Annotated in this window: 12 protein-coding genes; all 12 read left to right on the top strand. The window is 72.3% G+C overall.

The window, feature by feature from the left end; translation table 11 throughout:
- The first annotated feature begins 310 nt into the window (after positions 1 to 310).
- Positions 311 to 1816 (top strand): sugar ABC transporter ATP-binding protein, encoded by a 1506-nt coding sequence (locus F603_RS0115135; protein WP_019546854.1) that lies wholly within the window; start codon positions 311 to 313, stop codon positions 1814 to 1816.
- A 65-nt stretch (positions 1817 to 1881) separates the two neighbouring features.
- Entirely contained in the window at positions 1882 to 2865 is a 984-nt protein-coding gene (locus F603_RS0115130) for an ABC transporter permease (protein WP_245600789.1), read from the top strand.
- Complete coding sequence (locus tag F603_RS0115125) at positions 2862 to 3923, top strand: substrate-binding domain-containing protein (protein ID WP_019546852.1); 1062 nt, start codon at positions 2862 to 2864, stop codon at positions 3921 to 3923. The genes F603_RS0115130 and F603_RS0115125 overlap by 4 nt, the downstream gene beginning before the upstream one ends.
- Before the next feature lie 59 nt (positions 3924 to 3982).
- The gene (locus tag F603_RS0115120) at positions 3983 to 5164 is read left to right on the top strand and encodes a Gfo/Idh/MocA family protein (RefSeq protein ID WP_019546851.1); all 1182 of its coding nucleotides are present in this window, start codon (positions 3983 to 3985) and stop codon (positions 5162 to 5164) included.
- 32 nt (positions 5165 to 5196) lie between these two features.
- The gene (locus F603_RS0115115) at positions 5197 to 6195 is read left to right on the top strand and encodes a sugar phosphate isomerase/epimerase family protein (protein ID WP_019546850.1); all 999 of its coding nucleotides are present in this window, start codon (positions 5197 to 5199) and stop codon (positions 6193 to 6195) included.
- 350 nt (positions 6196 to 6545) lie between these two features.
- Positions 6546 to 8993, top strand: coding sequence for a PQQ-dependent sugar dehydrogenase (locus F603_RS0115110; RefSeq protein WP_019546849.1), 2448 nt, complete (start codon positions 6546 to 6548; stop codon positions 8991 to 8993).
- Between the two features lie 301 nt (positions 8994 to 9294).
- Positions 9295 to 10650 carry a ThuA domain-containing protein gene (locus F603_RS0115105; RefSeq protein WP_019546848.1) on the top strand — a complete coding sequence of 452 codons (1356 nt, stop codon included), beginning with the start codon at positions 9295 to 9297 and terminating at the stop codon, positions 10648 to 10650.
- 345 nt (positions 10651 to 10995) lie between these two features.
- The gene (locus tag F603_RS0115100; protein WP_019546847.1) at positions 10996 to 12135 is read left to right on the top strand and encodes an inositol-3-phosphate synthase; all 1140 of its coding nucleotides are present in this window, start codon (positions 10996 to 10998) and stop codon (positions 12133 to 12135) included.
- Positions 12132 to 13067 (top strand): SCO3242 family prenyltransferase, encoded by a 936-nt coding sequence (locus F603_RS0115095; protein WP_019546846.1) that lies wholly within the window; start codon positions 12132 to 12134, stop codon positions 13065 to 13067. The genes F603_RS0115100 and F603_RS0115095 overlap by 4 nt, the downstream gene beginning before the upstream one ends.
- Positions 13064 to 14011: a sugar phosphate isomerase/epimerase family protein gene (locus F603_RS0115090; protein ID WP_019546845.1), complete on the top strand. Its 948-nt coding sequence runs from the start codon at positions 13064 to 13066 to the stop codon at positions 14009 to 14011. The genes F603_RS0115095 and F603_RS0115090 overlap by 4 nt, the downstream gene beginning before the upstream one ends.
- On the top strand, positions 14005 to 14640 hold the full coding sequence (locus F603_RS0115085; RefSeq protein WP_019546844.1) for an EboA domain-containing protein: 636 nt from the start codon (positions 14005 to 14007) through the stop codon (positions 14638 to 14640). Before F603_RS0115090 ends, F603_RS0115085 begins: the two co-directional genes overlap by 7 nt.
- A complete protein-coding gene (locus tag F603_RS0115080; RefSeq protein ID WP_019546843.1) occupies positions 14640 to 15500 on the top strand; it encodes a TatD family hydrolase in 861 nt (286 codons plus the stop codon). The genes F603_RS0115085 and F603_RS0115080 overlap by 1 nt, the downstream gene beginning before the upstream one ends.
- Positions 15501 to 15507 lie beyond the last annotated feature (7 nt).

Below are 15507 nucleotides of genomic sequence, written 5' to 3'. Positions count from 1 at the left end.
CCGCACCACCCGCACCGCAGGCACGTCCCTGGCGCAACACCGCACCGCAGCAAGGAAGTCCGTACGCCGACCCCGGCCCCGGAGTGGACGCTCCCGGCGCCGCGGCGGCCCGAGACCGCACCGAGCCGACACCAGCCGCCCACCGCGACCGGTCCGCCGACGCGCGACCGCTCAGGACAGCCGCGCCGTCGGCCACCGCCGACGCGCGAGACCAGTCGCACGGCGACGGACCCGAGTCCGCCGCACCGCCCACCACCGCAACCCGCGCGACCCAGGCACCGATCCCGCCCGTACGCACGGAAGGCCCGCCATGGCACCACTCCTCACCATGTCAGGAATCACCAAGTCCTTCCCCGGTGTGCGCGCCCTCGACGGCGTCGAACTCGACGTGGAGGCGGGCGAGGTGCACTGCCTGCTCGGCCAGAACGGCGCGGGGAAGTCGACGCTGATCAAGGTGCTCGCCGGCGCCCACCGGCCGGACGAGGGCGAGATCCGCTGGCAGGGCGAGCCCGTCGCGCTCGACGCGCCCGTCGCCGCGATGCGGCTCGGAATCGCCACGATCTACCAGGAGTTGGACCTGGTCGAGCACCTCTCCGTCGCCGAGAACGTCTTCCTCGGCCACGAGGTGGCGAGCCGCGGATTCGTCAGGCCCCGCGCGGCCCGCTCGCGTACCGCAGCGCTCCTCGCCAGGCTCGGGCACCCGGAGATCGACCCGAACACGCTCGTCGGCGCGCTCTCGGCGGCCGGCGCGCAGGTCGTCTCCATGGCCCGCGCCCTGTCGCACGACGTCCGCCTCATCGTGATGGACGAGCCGTCGGCCGCGCTCGATCCCGATGAGGTCGACAACCTCTTCCGGATCGTCGCAGGACTCACGGCGGAGGGCGTCGCGGTCGTCTACATCTCGCACCGCCTGGAGGAGATCCGGCGCATCGGGGACCGCGTCTCCGTGCTCAAGGACGGCCGGGTCGCCGCGCGCGACCTCCCGGCGGCGGAGACGCCGACCGAGTGTCTCGTCTCCCTGATGACGGGCCGCGACGTCGAGTACGCCTTCCCCGAGCGGCCCGCCGAGCCGGCCCGCGCCGACCCGGTGCTCCGCGCCGAAGGGCTCGCGAGGGAGGGCGAGTTCGCGCCGCTCGACCTGGAGCTGCGTCCCGGCGAGATCGTCGGCCTCGCCGGACTCGTCGGCTCCGGGCGCTCGGAGATCCTTGAGACGCTCTACGGCGCCCGCAAGCCCACCGCGGGGCGCATCCTCGTCGACGGGCGGGAGCTGCCGGCGGGGCGGATCACCGCAGCCGTACGGGCGGGGATCGGGCTCGCGCCCGAGGAGCGCAAGTCGCAGGCGCTGCTGATGCTGGAGTCGGTGACGAGGAACGTCTCGGTCTCCTCCCTGCCGAGGTTCTCCCGCGGCGGTTGGCTCGACCGTGCGAAGGAACGGGCCGCCGCGCACCGCCACACCTCCGACCTCGCGCTCAGCCCCGACCGCCCCGACCGGCCCGTGCGCACCTTCTCCGGCGGCAACCAGCAGAAGGCCGTACTCGCCCGGTGGCTGCTGCGGGAGTGCCGGGTCCTCCTCCTCGACGAGCCGACCCGCGGCGTCGATGTCGGCGCCCGCTCCGAGCTCTACGCCGTGATCCGGCGGCTCGCCGACTCGGGGGTCTGCGTACTGCTCGTCTCCAGCGAAGTGCCCGAAGTCCTCGGCCTCGCCGACCGCGTGCTGGTGCTGCGCGAGGGCCGCGTCGTACACACCGCCCCCGCCCGGGAGCTCGACGAGCACCGGGTGCTCGACCTCGTCATGGAAGGGAGCCCCTCGTGCTGAACTCTCCCAAGGGCGCCTCGGCCGAGGGCCGGCAGGCCGACCCGCCCGTCGACCCCGGAAAGCCCGTGCCCCCGCCTGCGGGCACGGGCTCGGGACTGCGGGGCCTGCTCGCGGGCAGCCGGCTCGACGGGCGCCAACTCTCGCTCGTCGGCGTCCTGTTGGTGCTCGCCGCGATCGGCGCCTTCACCAAGCCCGACGACTTCCTCACCGGGGACAACCTGCAACTCATCCTCACCCAGGCGTCGGTGGTCGGCGTCGTCACCGTCGGCGTGACGTTCGTGATCATCGGGGGCGGCATCGACCTGTCGGTCGGCTCCATGGTGGCGCTCGCGTCGGTCTGGGCGACGACCGTCGCCACGCAGGACCTCGGGCTCGGCGGGATGCTGCTCTGCTCCGTGCTCGTCGGGCTCGGTGCGGGGCTCGTCAACGGACTGCTGATCGCGTACGGGCCGATGGTCCCCTTCATCGCGACGCTCGCGATGATGGCTTCGGCGCGCGGCCTCGCGCTCCAGATCAGCGGCGGCGAGACGCAGGTGGTGACGGTCGACGCCGTCCTCGAGCTCGGCGTGCCCGAGTCGTACGTGCTGGGCGTGCCGCCGCTGGTGCTCATCTTCGTCGCGGTGGCCGTGCTCGGCTGGCTCGTCCTCAACCGCACCACCTTCGGCCGCCGCACCGTCGCCACGGGCGGCAACCCGGAGGCGTCCCGGCTCGCCGGCATCGCCGTCAAGCGGCAGCGGCTGCTGCTCTACCTCCTCTCCGGGCTCTGCTGCGGCATCGCCGCCTTCATGCTCGTCGTGCTGACGGGCTCGGGCCAGAGCACCAACGGCAACCTCTACGAACTCGACGCCATCGCCGCCGCGATCATCGGCGGCACGCTGCTCAGCGGCGGGCGCGGCAGCATCCTCGGCTCGGTCCTCGGGGTGCTCGTCTTCACCACGATCACCAACCTGTTCGCGCTCAACAACCTCCAGACCGACGTTCAGCAGATCGCCAAGGGCGCCATCATCGTCGCCGCAGTCCTGGTACAGAAGGGGCGTAACTCCCAATGAGTGCAGAGAAACCGACACCGCTCGCCAGAACCAGCCGCCGCAACCTCCTCTTCGGCACCGCGGCGGGGGCAGCGCTCCTCGCCACCGGCTGTACGAGCAACGAGAGCAACGACGACAAGGCGTCCGGCGCGGAGCAGGCGCAGATCGCCGACGACAAGCCGGGCAAGAAGGTCACCATCGGCTACGCAGGACCGCAGGCCGACCACGGCTGGCTGAAGGCGATCGACACCCAGGCGAAGAGCCGCGCCAAGAATTACGAGGACGTCACCATGGAGGTGACCGAGGGCTCCAACGACAACGCCACACAGGTCGGCCAGGTCGAGACGCTGATCAACAAGAAGGTCGACGTCCTCGTGGTGCTGCCCGCGGACGGCAAGGCGCTCACCCAGGTCGGGCTCAAGGCGATGCGCGCCGGCATCCCCGTCGTCAACCTCGACCGCATCTTCTCCTCCCCGCAGGCGTACCGGTGCTGGGTCGGCGGCGACAACTACGGGATGGGGCTCAACGCCGGGCACTACATCGGCGAGCAGCTCAAGGACAAGAAGAACGCACGCGTCGTGGAGCTGTCGGGCCCCGACAACCTGGAGCTCACCAAGCAGCGCACCGCGGGCTTCGACGACGCGCTGAAGAACTACCCGAACGTCAAGAAGGTGGCCCGCCAGGCGGCCGACTTCACCGTCGAGTCGGGACAGTCGAAGATGTCCCAACTCCTGCGCGCCGAATCCAAGTTCGACGCGCTCTGGAACCACGACGACGACCAGGGCGTCGGCGCCGAGCGGGCGATCAAGCAGGCCGGGCGCGACGAGTTCATGATGGTCGGCGGCGCCGGCTCCAAGCGCGTCATGGAGGCGATCAAGAAGGACGACGGCGTCATCAAGGCGACCGTCCTCTACCCGCCGACGATGGCGGCCTCCGCGATCGACCTCGCGCGCGCCCTCGGCCAGGGCAAGGGGATCGGCGGCCTCTCCGAGTTCGAGATCCCCGCGCAGATCACGCTCTACTCCGCGGTGGTGACCAAGGAGAACGTCGACCAGTACCTGCCGATCGGCTTCACCTGATACCGCCGCGCACCCCGGCAGCAACACCGAACGACACACGCCCGACAGGGAGGAGCCCCATGCCGCACGAGACCGACGAGCCAGACTCCGCACCACCGCCACTCGGTGTGGGCATGGTCGGATACGCCTTCATGGGCCAGGCGCACTCCCAGGGGTGGCGCACGGTCGGCCGGGCTTTCCGGCTCCCGCTCGACCCGGTGATGGCCGCCGTCTGCGGGCGCGACCCGCAGGCGGTGCGCGCCGCGGCCGACCGGCTCGGCTGGGCCGCCACCGAGACCGAGTGGCGGGCGCTGATCAACAGGGACGACGTCCAGCTCGTCGACGTCTGCACCCCGGGCGACAGCCATGCGGAGATCGCCGTCGAGGCGCTGGCGGCCGGCAAGCACGTGCTCTGCGAGAAGCCGCTCGCCAACTCCGTCGGGGAGGCGGAGGCGATGGTCGCGGCGGCCGAAGCGGCCAAGGAGCGCGGGCAGTTGGCGATGGTCGGGTTCAACTACCGGCGCGTCCCCGCGGCTGCGTTCGCGCGGCAGCTCGTCGCCGAGGGGCGGCTGGGGGAGATCCGGCACGTCCGCGCCCACTACCTCCAGGACTGGCTCGTCGACCCGCGGGCACCCATGGCGTGGCGGCTGCGGAAGGAGACCGCGGGTTCCGGTGCCCTCGGCGACCTCGGCGCCCACGCCGTCGACCTCGCGCAGTTCCTCGCGGGGTCGCCGCTCTCCTGGGTATCCGGGCAGTTGGAGACGTTCGTCACCGAGCGCCCGCTGCCCGACGGGGACGGCGGCACCGGGACCGTCACCGTCGACGACACCGCCCTCTTCCACGGCCGCACCGCGGCCGGAGCGCTCGCCTCGTTCGAGGTGAGCCGCGTGGCGGCCGGCCGCAAGAACGCGCTCATCGTCGAGCTCAACGGCACGCTCGGCTCGCTCCGCTTCGACCTGGAGCGCCTCAACGAGCTGGAGTTCCACGACAACACGCTCGCCGAGCGCGAGGCGGGGTTCCGCCGCATCCTCGTCACCGAGGCGGACCATCCCTACCTGGAGGGCTGGTGGCCGCCGGGTCACGGCCTCGGGTACGAGCACACCTTCACCCACCAGGCCGCCGACCTGATCCGCGCCATCGCGGGCCGCACCGAGCCCGCGCCCACGTTCGCGGACGGGCTCCAGGTGCAGCGCGTCCTCGCGGCCGTCGAGGAGAGCGCGGCGAAGAACGGCGTGCACACGCCGGTCGTACCACTCGGCTAGCGGTCGTTCCCGTACACCGTCAGGAGGTCACCGTGCCAAGAAAGTTCACCCTCTTCACAGGACAGTGGGCGGACCTGCCGCTTGAGGAGGTCTGCCGGCTGGCGAGCGAGTTCGGCTACGACGGGCTCGAACTCGCCTGCTGGGGCGACCACTTCGAGGTCGACAGGGCGCTGGCCGAGCCGGACTACGTGGCGGGCCGCAAGGCGCTGCTGGAGAAGTACGGGCTCGAGTGCTGGGCGATCTCGTACCACCTCGTCGGCCAGGCGGTCTGCGACAACCCGATCGACGAGCGCCACGAGAACATCCTGCCGCCGCGGATCTGGGGCGACGGCGACCCCGAGGGCGTGCGGCAGCGCGCCGCCGCCGAGATCAAGGACACGGCGCGGGCCGCGGCGAAGCTCGGCGTCGACACCGTCGTCGGGTTCACCGGGTCGTCGATCTGGCACCTGGTGGCGATGTTCCCGCCGGTGCCGCCCGGCATGATCGACCGGGGATACCAGGACTTCGCCGACCGCTGGAACCCGATCCTCGACGTCTTCGACGCCGAGGGGGTGCGGTTCGCGCACGAGGTGCATCCGAGCGAGATCGCGTACGACTACTGGACGACGGCCCGCGCGCTGGAGGCCGTCGACCACCGCCCGGCGTTCGGGCTCAACTTCGACCCGAGCCACTTCGTCTGGCAGGACCTCGATCCGGCGGGGTTCCTCTGGGACTACCGGGACCGCATCCTCCACGTCGACTGCAAGGAGTCCCGCACCCGGCTCGACGGCCGCAACGGGCGGCTGGGTTCGCACCTGCCCTGGGGCGACCCGCGGCGCGGGTGGGACTTCGTCTCGGCGGGGCACGGGGACATCGCGTGGGAGGACATCTTCCGGATGCTCCATGCGATCGGCTACGCAGGCCCGGTCTCCGTCGAGTGGGAGGACGCGGGGATGGACAGGCGCGCGGGCGCTCCCGAAGCGCTGCGCCGCCTCAAGGCGTTCGACTACGACCCGCCCGAGGCGTCGTTCGACGCCGCCTTCAGTAGCTGAGGCGACGGCCGCGGCCGTGCGGGAGGCGGGGCGCGCCCGCGTGCGCGTCCCGCCTCCCGGCCATTCCGGTTGTCCGCGATCCGGAAAGACGGCGCTGCCCCACGGCGCTCTTTGTCCCCCCGGTGGATAAAGCCAACTTCCCTGCTGCCGTAGGGGTTTCCGTAAGCGACAAAGATGGCTACCGTCCTTGATGTGTTCCGGACATGAGCCGCCCACCCCCTCTCTTCCGGGCTCCGGACACATCGGGACGACCCCCTACCCGGCGCGACGGCGCGCGCCTGTGCAGAGCACGACGGTCAACGACACGTCCGTATCCGTCACCTTTCGTGATCTTCCCCAGGAGGAGACGCGTGCACAGGAGATTCCGCACACTCCGAACCCGCCTCGCGGCAGCCGCGGGAGCGTTGACGATCGGTGGCGCACTCGTCGTCACCGGCATCCCCGCCTCCCAGGCCGCCCCCGCGGACGACCGGCCGGCCGCTGCCGAGCTGCAGCAGGTCGAACTCGCCAAGGGCGTCGAGGAGACGGGCGAGCCGATGACGCTCGCCGTGCTGCCCGACGGCGACGTCCTCCACACCGCCCGCGAAGGCACGCTCTGGCTCACGCAGTCGGACGGCAGCGGCACCTCGCAGGCGGGCAAGCTCGACGTCTACGACCACGACGAAGAAGGGCTCCAAGGAGTCGGCGTCGACCCGGACTTCGAGCAGAACCGCCACATCTACCTCTACTACGCGCCGCCCCTCGACACCCCCGAGGGCGACGCACCGGAGACGGGCACCGCGGCCGACTTCGAGCCGTTCCAGGGCTACAACCAGCTCTCCCGGTTCACCCTCGACGAGGACGGCACGCTCGACGCCTCCAGCGAGACCGAGATCCTCCGGATCGACACCGACCGCGGCCAGTGCTGCCACGTCGGCGGCGACATCGCCTTCGACAGCGACGGCAACCTGCTGATGTCGACGGGCGACGACTCCAACCCCTTCCAGTCGGACGGCTTCACCCCCATCGACGAGCGCGAGGACCGCAACCCGGTCTTCGACGCGCAGCGCTCCTCGGGCAACGCCAACGACCTGCGCGGCAAGCTCCTCCGCATCCACGTCGAGGAGGACGGCTCCTACACGATCCCGGAGGGCAACCTCTTCGAGGAGGGCACGGAGGGCACCCGCGCCGAGGTCTACGCGATGGGCTTCCGCAACCCCTTCCGCATCTCCGTCGACCCCGCCACCGACCACGTCTACGTCGGCGACTACGGGCCCGACGCGGGCGAGGCCGACCCCGCGCGGGGACCGGGCGGACAGGTCGAGTTCAACAAGGTGACGGAGCCGGGCAACTTCGGCTGGCCGTACTGCACCGGTGACAACGACGCCTACGTCGACTACGACTTCGCCACCGAGGAGTCCGGCGAGTCCTTCGACTGCTCGGCCCCCGTCAACGACTCGCCGCACAACGACGGCATCGAGGAGCTCCCGGCCGCCAACGCGGCGTGGATTCCCTACGACGGCGACTCCGTCCCCGAGTTCGGCGACGGCTCCGAGTCCCCGATGGGCGGTCCCGTCTACCGCTACGACGCCGACCTGGACTCGCAGGTGAAGTTCCCCGAGGAGTTCGACGGGGACTTCTTCGCCGGTGAGTTCGGACGGCAGTGGATCAAGCGCATCGAGCAGGACGACTCCGGAGCCGCCGGCACCATCAACGACTTCCCCTGGGAAGGCACCCAGGTGATGGACATGGAGTTCGGCCCCGACGGCGCCCTGTACGTCCTCGACTACGGCACCGGCTACTTCGGCGGCGACGAGAACTCGGCGCTCTACCGCATCGAGAACGCCGAGGGCGGCGGCACCCCGGGCGAGCAGCTCACCGCGACCGCCGAAGGCGACGTCACGAGCGGTCCCGCACCCCTGGAGGTCACCTTCACGGGCGAGGGCAGCGACCCGAGCGGCGAAGAGCTCAGCTATGCCTGGGACTTCGGCGACGAGACCACGGGCGAGGGTGCCGAGGCCAGCCACACCTACGAGGAGGAGGGCACCTACCTGGCGCAGCTCACCGTCACCAACGAGTCGGGCGACACCGCGTCGGCCAACGTCCAGGTGACGGTCGGCAACACCGCGCCCACCGTCGAGCTCAAGCTGCCGGCCGACGGCCAGCTCTTCGAGTTCGGTGACGAGGTGCCCTTCGAGGTGACCGTCACCGACCCGGAGGACGGCGAGATCGACTGCGAGGACGTGACCGTCAACTACATCCTCGGCCACGACCAGCACGGGCACCCGCTCACCTCCGCCAACGGCTGCGAGGGCACCATCAAGACCTCGACCGACGGCGGCCACGACGCCGCCGCCAACGTCTTCGGGGTCTTCGACGCCCAGTACACCGACGGCGGCAACGGCGACCTGCCCCCGCTCACCGTCCACGACCAGCACACGCTCCAGCCCAAGCACCGCCAGGCCGAGCACTTCTCGGACGCCGCAGAGGGCGTCACGAAGGGCGCGGCCGAGGGGGCCGAGGGCGCCAACGCCGTCACCGACGTCCAGGACGGCCAGTGGATCTCCTTCGACCCCTACCTCCTCACCGACGCGAGCGAGCTCTCCGCGCGGGTGCAGTCCGAGGGCGACGGCACCATCGAGGTGCGCGCCGACGCGCCCGACGGTGAACTCCTCGGAACCGTGGAGGTGTCGGCGACCGACGGCTGGCAGGAGGTGAGCACGGCGCTGGAGAACCAGCCGGAGACGAGCGGCAGCCTCTACCTCGTCTTCGGGGGCTCCGGATACACCTTCGACAGCTTCACGTTGACGACGGAGTGACCCGGTCGGGGCGGGCGAGCCTCCGCCCGCCCCGACCCGACCGCCCGACGGCGCCGGCGGCGGCGCACCCGGTGCGGTGCCTCGCACGCACCGCGCCGGGTCCCTCCGCCCGCCGCGCCGAGGAGTTCCCGCAGTCTTCCCCAGGAGGAGACGTGCTCGACAGCGAAGCCGCAACCAAGCGAAGAGTCCGGACAGCCCCGCCGCACCCGGGACGTGCATACCTCGGGAGCGAACTCCCGCGACGGGCAGCGGAGTTGCTCCGGTGAGCCCCCGACTCCGCACCGGGCGAAGGGAGCCGCGCATGCGCCGCACGGCATGGACCGCACTCGCCGCGTCGGCACTCCTGCTGGCGTCCACCGCAGTCCCGGGGCACGCCGCGCAGCAGGGCGAGGAGGCGGAGGGCGAAAGCGTCCTCGTCTTCTCCAAGACGGCAGGGTTCCGACACGACTCCATCGAGGACGGCATCGACACCGTCCGGCAGCTCGGCGAGGAGCACGGATTCAGCGTCGAAGCGACCGAGGACGCAGGGGAGTTCACCCCCGAGAACCTCGCCAGGTTCGACGCCGTCGTGTGGCTCTCCACGACCGGTGACGTCCTCGACGACGCCCAACAGGACGCTTTCCAGGGCTACATCCAGAACGGCGGCGGATACGTCGGTGTCCACGCGGCGGCCGACACCGAGTACGACTGGCCCTGGTACGAGGGGTTGGCGGGCGCCTGGTTCGACTCGCACCCGGAGATCCAGGAGGCCACGGTCGCCGTCGAGGACCACGACCACCCGGCCACCGCGCACCTCGACGACACCTGGGTGCGCACCGACGAGCTCTACAACTACCGCACCAACCCCCGCGAGGACGCGCACGTCCTCGCCACGCTCGACGAGTCCACCTACAGCGGTGGGAACATGGGCGACCACCCCATTAGCTGGTGCAAGGAGTACGACGGCGGCCGCTCCTTCTACACGGGGCTCGGACACACCAAGGAGTCCTTCGCCGAACCCGCTTTCGTGCAGCACGTCCTGGGCGGCATCCAGTACGCCACGGGTGCCGCGGACGCCGACTGCGACCCCGAGCAGGCGCCCGGAGAGGAGGGTTACACGCAACTCTTCGACGGGACGTCGCTCGACGGCTGGTCCCAGGCCGGCCCCGGCTCCTTCGAGCTGAACGGGGACGGCACCATGACCAGCACCGGCGGGATGGGCCTCCTCTGGTGGGAGGAGCAGGAGTTCAACGCCTACTCGCTCAAGCTCGACTGGAAGATGGAGGGCGACGACAACTCCGGTGTCTTCGTGGGCTTCCCGCCCTCCGACGATCCCAACTCGGCCGTGGACAAGGGCTACGAGATCCAGATCGACGCGACCGACAGCGACGACCGCACCACGGGCGCCGTCTACGGCTTCCAGTCCGCCGACCTCGAAGCCCGCGACGCCGCGCTCAACCCGCCGGGGGAGTGGAACGCGTACGAACTCGTCGTCGAGGGGCAGAACCTCAAGATCTACCTCAACGACGTCCTGATCAACGACTTCACCAGCACCGACCCCGAACGCAGCCTGGAGAGCGGCCACATCGGGCTCCAGAACCACGGCGACGACGACACGGTGAGCTTCCGCGACGTGCGCATCAAGGAACTCACGGGTGAGGAGGGCGGAACCCGCTGACGGAACGCCCGCCGCCCGTGGCGCGCAGCAAGCGCACGGGAGCAGGCCGCCCGCCGCCGCGATCCGAGGGGGAGCGTGGACGGCAGGCAGCCGCGGTACGGCACACCGCAACGGCCGCACCGCGGATCGGAGGCGGGGAGGAGGACGCCGAACTCCTCCCCGCCCACCCGGAGTTGCACCCCCTCCTGCCACCGCCAACGACCGCACCAGCCGACCGCTGCCCGCGCCCGTCCCTCCGCTCACAGGGAGCCGGACGGTCGCCGGAGGGCGCGGAGACCGCCGTACGGGGAGCCGCCCCGCGCCGCCCCGGCAGCAGGGCACACCCACCGAACAGGGAGGCAGGCCGTGACCGACACCAGGCACAACCCCACCACCTCGCGCGAGCGCACCGGCGTCTGGCTCGTCGGCGCCCGCGGCTCCGTCGCCACGACGGCGGTCGCCGGGTGCGCAGCCGTCACGGCCGGGCTCCATCCGCCCGTCGGGATGGTCACCGAGACGGGCTTTTTCAGCGGCAGCGGACTGCCCGCCCTCGACACACTCGTCTTCGGCGGCCACGAGACCGCCTGCGGGAGCCTCGGCAAGCGCGCCGAGCAGCTCGCAGACGCCGGGGTCCTGCCGCACGGGCTGCCCGCCGCCGTCCGCGGCGAACTGGAGCGCGCAGACGCCGCCGTCCGCACGGCGAGCCCGTACGGCGCCCACGCGGACGACGAGGCGGCCATCGAACAACTCGCCTCCGACATCAGGGAGTTCAGCGAGGCCCACGAGGTCGCGCGCACGGTCGTGGTCAACGTCGCCAGCACCGAGGCCGCGCCGGAGGACGACCCCGCAGCGCCCCTCCCGCCGAGCTCCCGCTACGCCGCTGCCGCACTGCGCGCCGGGTGCCCGTACGTCAACTTCACCCCGTCGACGGGGCTCCACCACCCGAGGCTCGCCGCGCCCGCGCGGGAGAGCGGGCTGCCGTACGCGGGCCGCGACGGGAAGACCGGCCAGACGCTGCTGCGCTCCGTGCTCGCGCCGATGTTCGCGCAGCGGGCGCTCGCCGTACGCGCCTGGTCGGGCACGAACCTGCTCGGCGGAGGCGACGGCGCGGCACTCGCGGAACCCGGCGCCGCCGCCGCGAAGAACGCGGGGAAGGAGCGCGTCCTCAGCGACACGCTCGGGCAACTCCCCGACGGGGAGGTGCACATCGACAACACCCCCGCCATGGGCGAATGGAAGACCGCCTGGGACCACATCGCCTTCGACGGCTTCCTCGGCGCCAGGATGTACCTCCAGACCACCTGGCAGGGGTGCGACTCCTCCCTCGCCGCCCCGCTCGTCCTCGACCTCGTCCGAATCGCCGCGCGCGCCCACGAGTTGGGGCTCACCGGCCCGATCGAAGGGCTCGGCTTCTACTTCAAGGACCCCGATGCGGGCCCCGCCGACCTGCCGGACCAGTGGCGCGCGCTCCTCCACCTCGCAGATCGGCTCGGTGAGCGCCGGTGAACGACGAAGCACGCCGACGCACCACGGCCTGGCTCCAACTCCTGCGCGTCTCGGCGCTCTTCACGGTGCCGGGGGACGCCCTGGCGGGCGCCGCGGCCGTAGGGGGCCGCCCAGGCAGGGGGACGCTCCTCGCCGCCGGCTCCTCGCTCTGCCTCTACGAGGCGGGCATGGCGCTCAACGACTGGGCCGACCGTGAGGAGGACGCCGTCGAACGCCCCGAACGGCCCCTGCCTTCCGGACGGTTGGCGCCGTCGACGGTGCTCGCCGCTGCCGGTGGACTCACCGCGGCGGGGCTCGGCCTCGCGGCAGCCGCCGGACGCCGAGCCGGTCCCACGCTGCCGGTCGCCTCGGCGCTCGCGGCCACCGTCTGGGCGTACGACCTGCGGCTGAAGCACACCCGCGCGGGTCCCGCCGCCATGGCGGCGGCCCGCGGCCTCGACCTGCTGCTGGGCGCCGCGGCCACCGCCCGCGGACCCGGGATGCGGCGGGCGCTCGGTCCCGCCGGACTGCTTTCGGCGCACACGCTCGCGGTGACCGGAGTCTCCCGCGAGGAGACGCGGGGCGGTTCCGCCAGGGCGCCACTGCTCGCGCTCGGCACCGTGGCCGGCGTCGCCGCGGTTGCGGGCAGGCGGCGTCAAAACCCGTCCGACACACGTGGGTTGAGCGGCGCAGGCCGCTCCACTCGCTGGGCCGCCGCGTCGGTCCAGGCCGCCGCCGGGCTCTACGGGGCCGCGGCGGCACGCCCGTTGGCGCACGCCGCGCTCAACCCGTCCCCGCCGCTGGTGCAGCGCGCGGTGGGCGGCGGCATCCGCGCCATGATCCCACTACAGGCCGCGCTCACCGCCAGGACCGGCGCCTGGCGGACGGCCCTGCCGCTGCTCGGCCTCCTCCCCCTCTCCCGCCGGCTCTCCAGAAAGGTGAGCCCCACGTGAGCACTCCCCCTCGCACCGAATTCCGCTCCGCCCAGGGGCGGTTGAGGTACGCCTACGGCACCAACGGCCTCACCGACCTGCGGCTCCCCGACGCCCTCGCACTCCTCGCCGACCTCGGCTACGACGGCGTCGGCCTCACCCTCGACCACATGCACCTCGACCCCGAGACACCCGGCCTCGCCCGCCGCACCGCCGAGGTGGCCGCCCTCCTGGAGCGGCACGGGCTCACCGTCACGGTCGAAACCGGCGCCCGCTACGTCCTCGACGCGCGCCGCAAGCACCATCCCACCCTCCTCGACGCGGACGCCGACGCGCGCGCCCGGCGAACCGCCCTCCTCCTCAAGGCAGTTCGCGTCGCCGGGGACCTCGGCGCCCACGCCGTGCACTGCTTCAGCGGTGTCCTGCCGGAGGGCACCCCCGAGCACCTCGGCTGGCAGCGGCTCGCCGACGGCATCGGCACCGTCCTCGCCCCCGCGCAGGCGCTCGGGGTGCCACTCGCCGTCGAACCCGAACCCGGCCACCTCCTCGGTGACCTCGCCGGGTTCCACCGGCTCCGCGACGGACTCGGCGACCCGCAGGGGCTCGGTCTCACGCTCGACCTCGGGCACTGCCTCTGCCTGGAGCCCCGGACCCCCGCCGAGTGCGTCGCCGCAGCCCGGCCTTGGCTGCGGCACGTGCAGATCGAGGACATGCGCCGCGGGGTGCACGAGCATCTCCCCTTCGGCGAGGGCGAGATGGACCTGCCGCCCGTGCTCGCCGCCCTCCGCGAGGCCGAGTACACCGGGCTCGTCACCGTCGAGCTGCCCCGCGACTCGCACGCGGGGCCCCGACTCGCCGCCGAGTCCCTCCGGGCCCTCACCGACGCCGAGTCCGCTTCCGCGCAGCCAGGACCGACGCGCCCCGCCGAGTCCGCCACGGCCGGAGGGAGGCGCCGACCGTGCTGACGCCGCTCGCGACCCTGCGCACCGCCCTCGAACTGCGCCTCGACGCCGCGGCCCGTACCTGGCTGCACACCGCCCTCTCCGACGCAGGCGAGGCGGATCAGCGCGAACTCCCGCGTTGGGAACGGCACTTCGCCGCTGCCGGACGCCGGTGCGCCACCGCGGAAGGCCCCGCGCACCATCTGCCCGCCGCCGACGCCGCCCGGGTCCTCCTCCTCCACGCTGCGGGCGTCGACGCCGACACCGCGACGCGCCTCTACCGCGAGGGCACCGCCGACGAACGCCGCGCCGTCCTCCACGCGCTGCCCCACCTGGACCTCGGCGACGCGGGGCTCCCCCTGGTGGCCGACGCGCTGCGCACCAACGACACACGGCTCGTCGCCGCGGCCGTCGGCCCGTACGCGGCCGAGCGCCTCGACGCGCACGCCTGGCGCCAAGCCGTCCTCAAATGCCTCTTCACACAGGTCCCGCTGAGCGCCGTGGCCGAACTGCCAGCACGCGCCGCAGGGGACGCCGAACTCGCCCGCATGCTGCGCGACTTCGCACGGGAGCGTACCGCCGCGGGACGCCCCGTACCGGAAGACCTCGACCGCGCCCTGGCCCTTGCCGAATCCCCCTCCGAGGAGTCCTGATGCGCATCTTCGACCCGCACATCCACATGACCTCGCGCACCACGGACGACTACCGCGCGATGCACGCGGCCGGCGTCCGCGCGCTCGTCGAGCCGTCGTTCTGGCTGGGTCAGCCCCGTACCTCGCCCGAGTCCTTCTACGACTACTTCGACGCCCTCCTCGGCTGGGAACCCTTCCGCGCCTCGCAGTTCGGCATCGCCCACCACTGCACCCTCGCGCTCAACCCCAAGGAGGCCAACGACCCCCGCTGCGCCCCCGTCCTCGACGCGCTGCCGCGGTACCTTCTCAAGGACGGCGTCGTCGCCGTCGGCGAGATCGGCTACGACTCGATGACGCCGGAGGAGGACGAGGCCCTCGCCCGGCAACTGGAGCTGGCGGCCGAGTTCGAGCTACCGGCCCTCGTCCACACCCCGCACCGGGACAAGGCCGCCGGCCTGGCGCGCACCGTCGACGTCGTCCGGGAGTCACGACTCGCCCCGGAACGCGTGGTGTTGGACCACCTCAACGAGACGACGGTGGACGCGGCGGCGGAGAGCGGCTGCTGGCTCGGCTTCTCCATCTACCCGGACACCAAGATGGACCCGGACCGCATGGTCCGCATCCTGCGGCGCCACGGCACGGAGCGCGTCCTCGTCAACTCCGCCGCCGACTGGGGCCACAGCGACCCGCTGAAGACCCGGCACACCGCCGAGGCGATGCTCGCGGACGGCTTCGCCGAGGAGGACGTCGAGCGCGTCCTGTGGCACAACCCGGTGGCGTTCTACGGGCAGAGCGGCCGGCTCGCACCCGAACTCGCCGCCGACGCACCGGCCTACGGCGCCTCCCACGCGGGCAACTCCGTCCTGCGCGGCGGGGAATGAGGAAGCG

Origin of the sequence: Streptomyces sulphureus DSM 40104 (genome assembly GCF_000381025.1) — a bacterium.
Classification (GTDB): Bacteria; Actinomycetota; Actinomycetes; order Streptomycetales; family Streptomycetaceae; genus Streptomyces; species Streptomyces sulphureus.
This window is presented reverse-complemented; position numbering and strand designations above follow the sequence as displayed.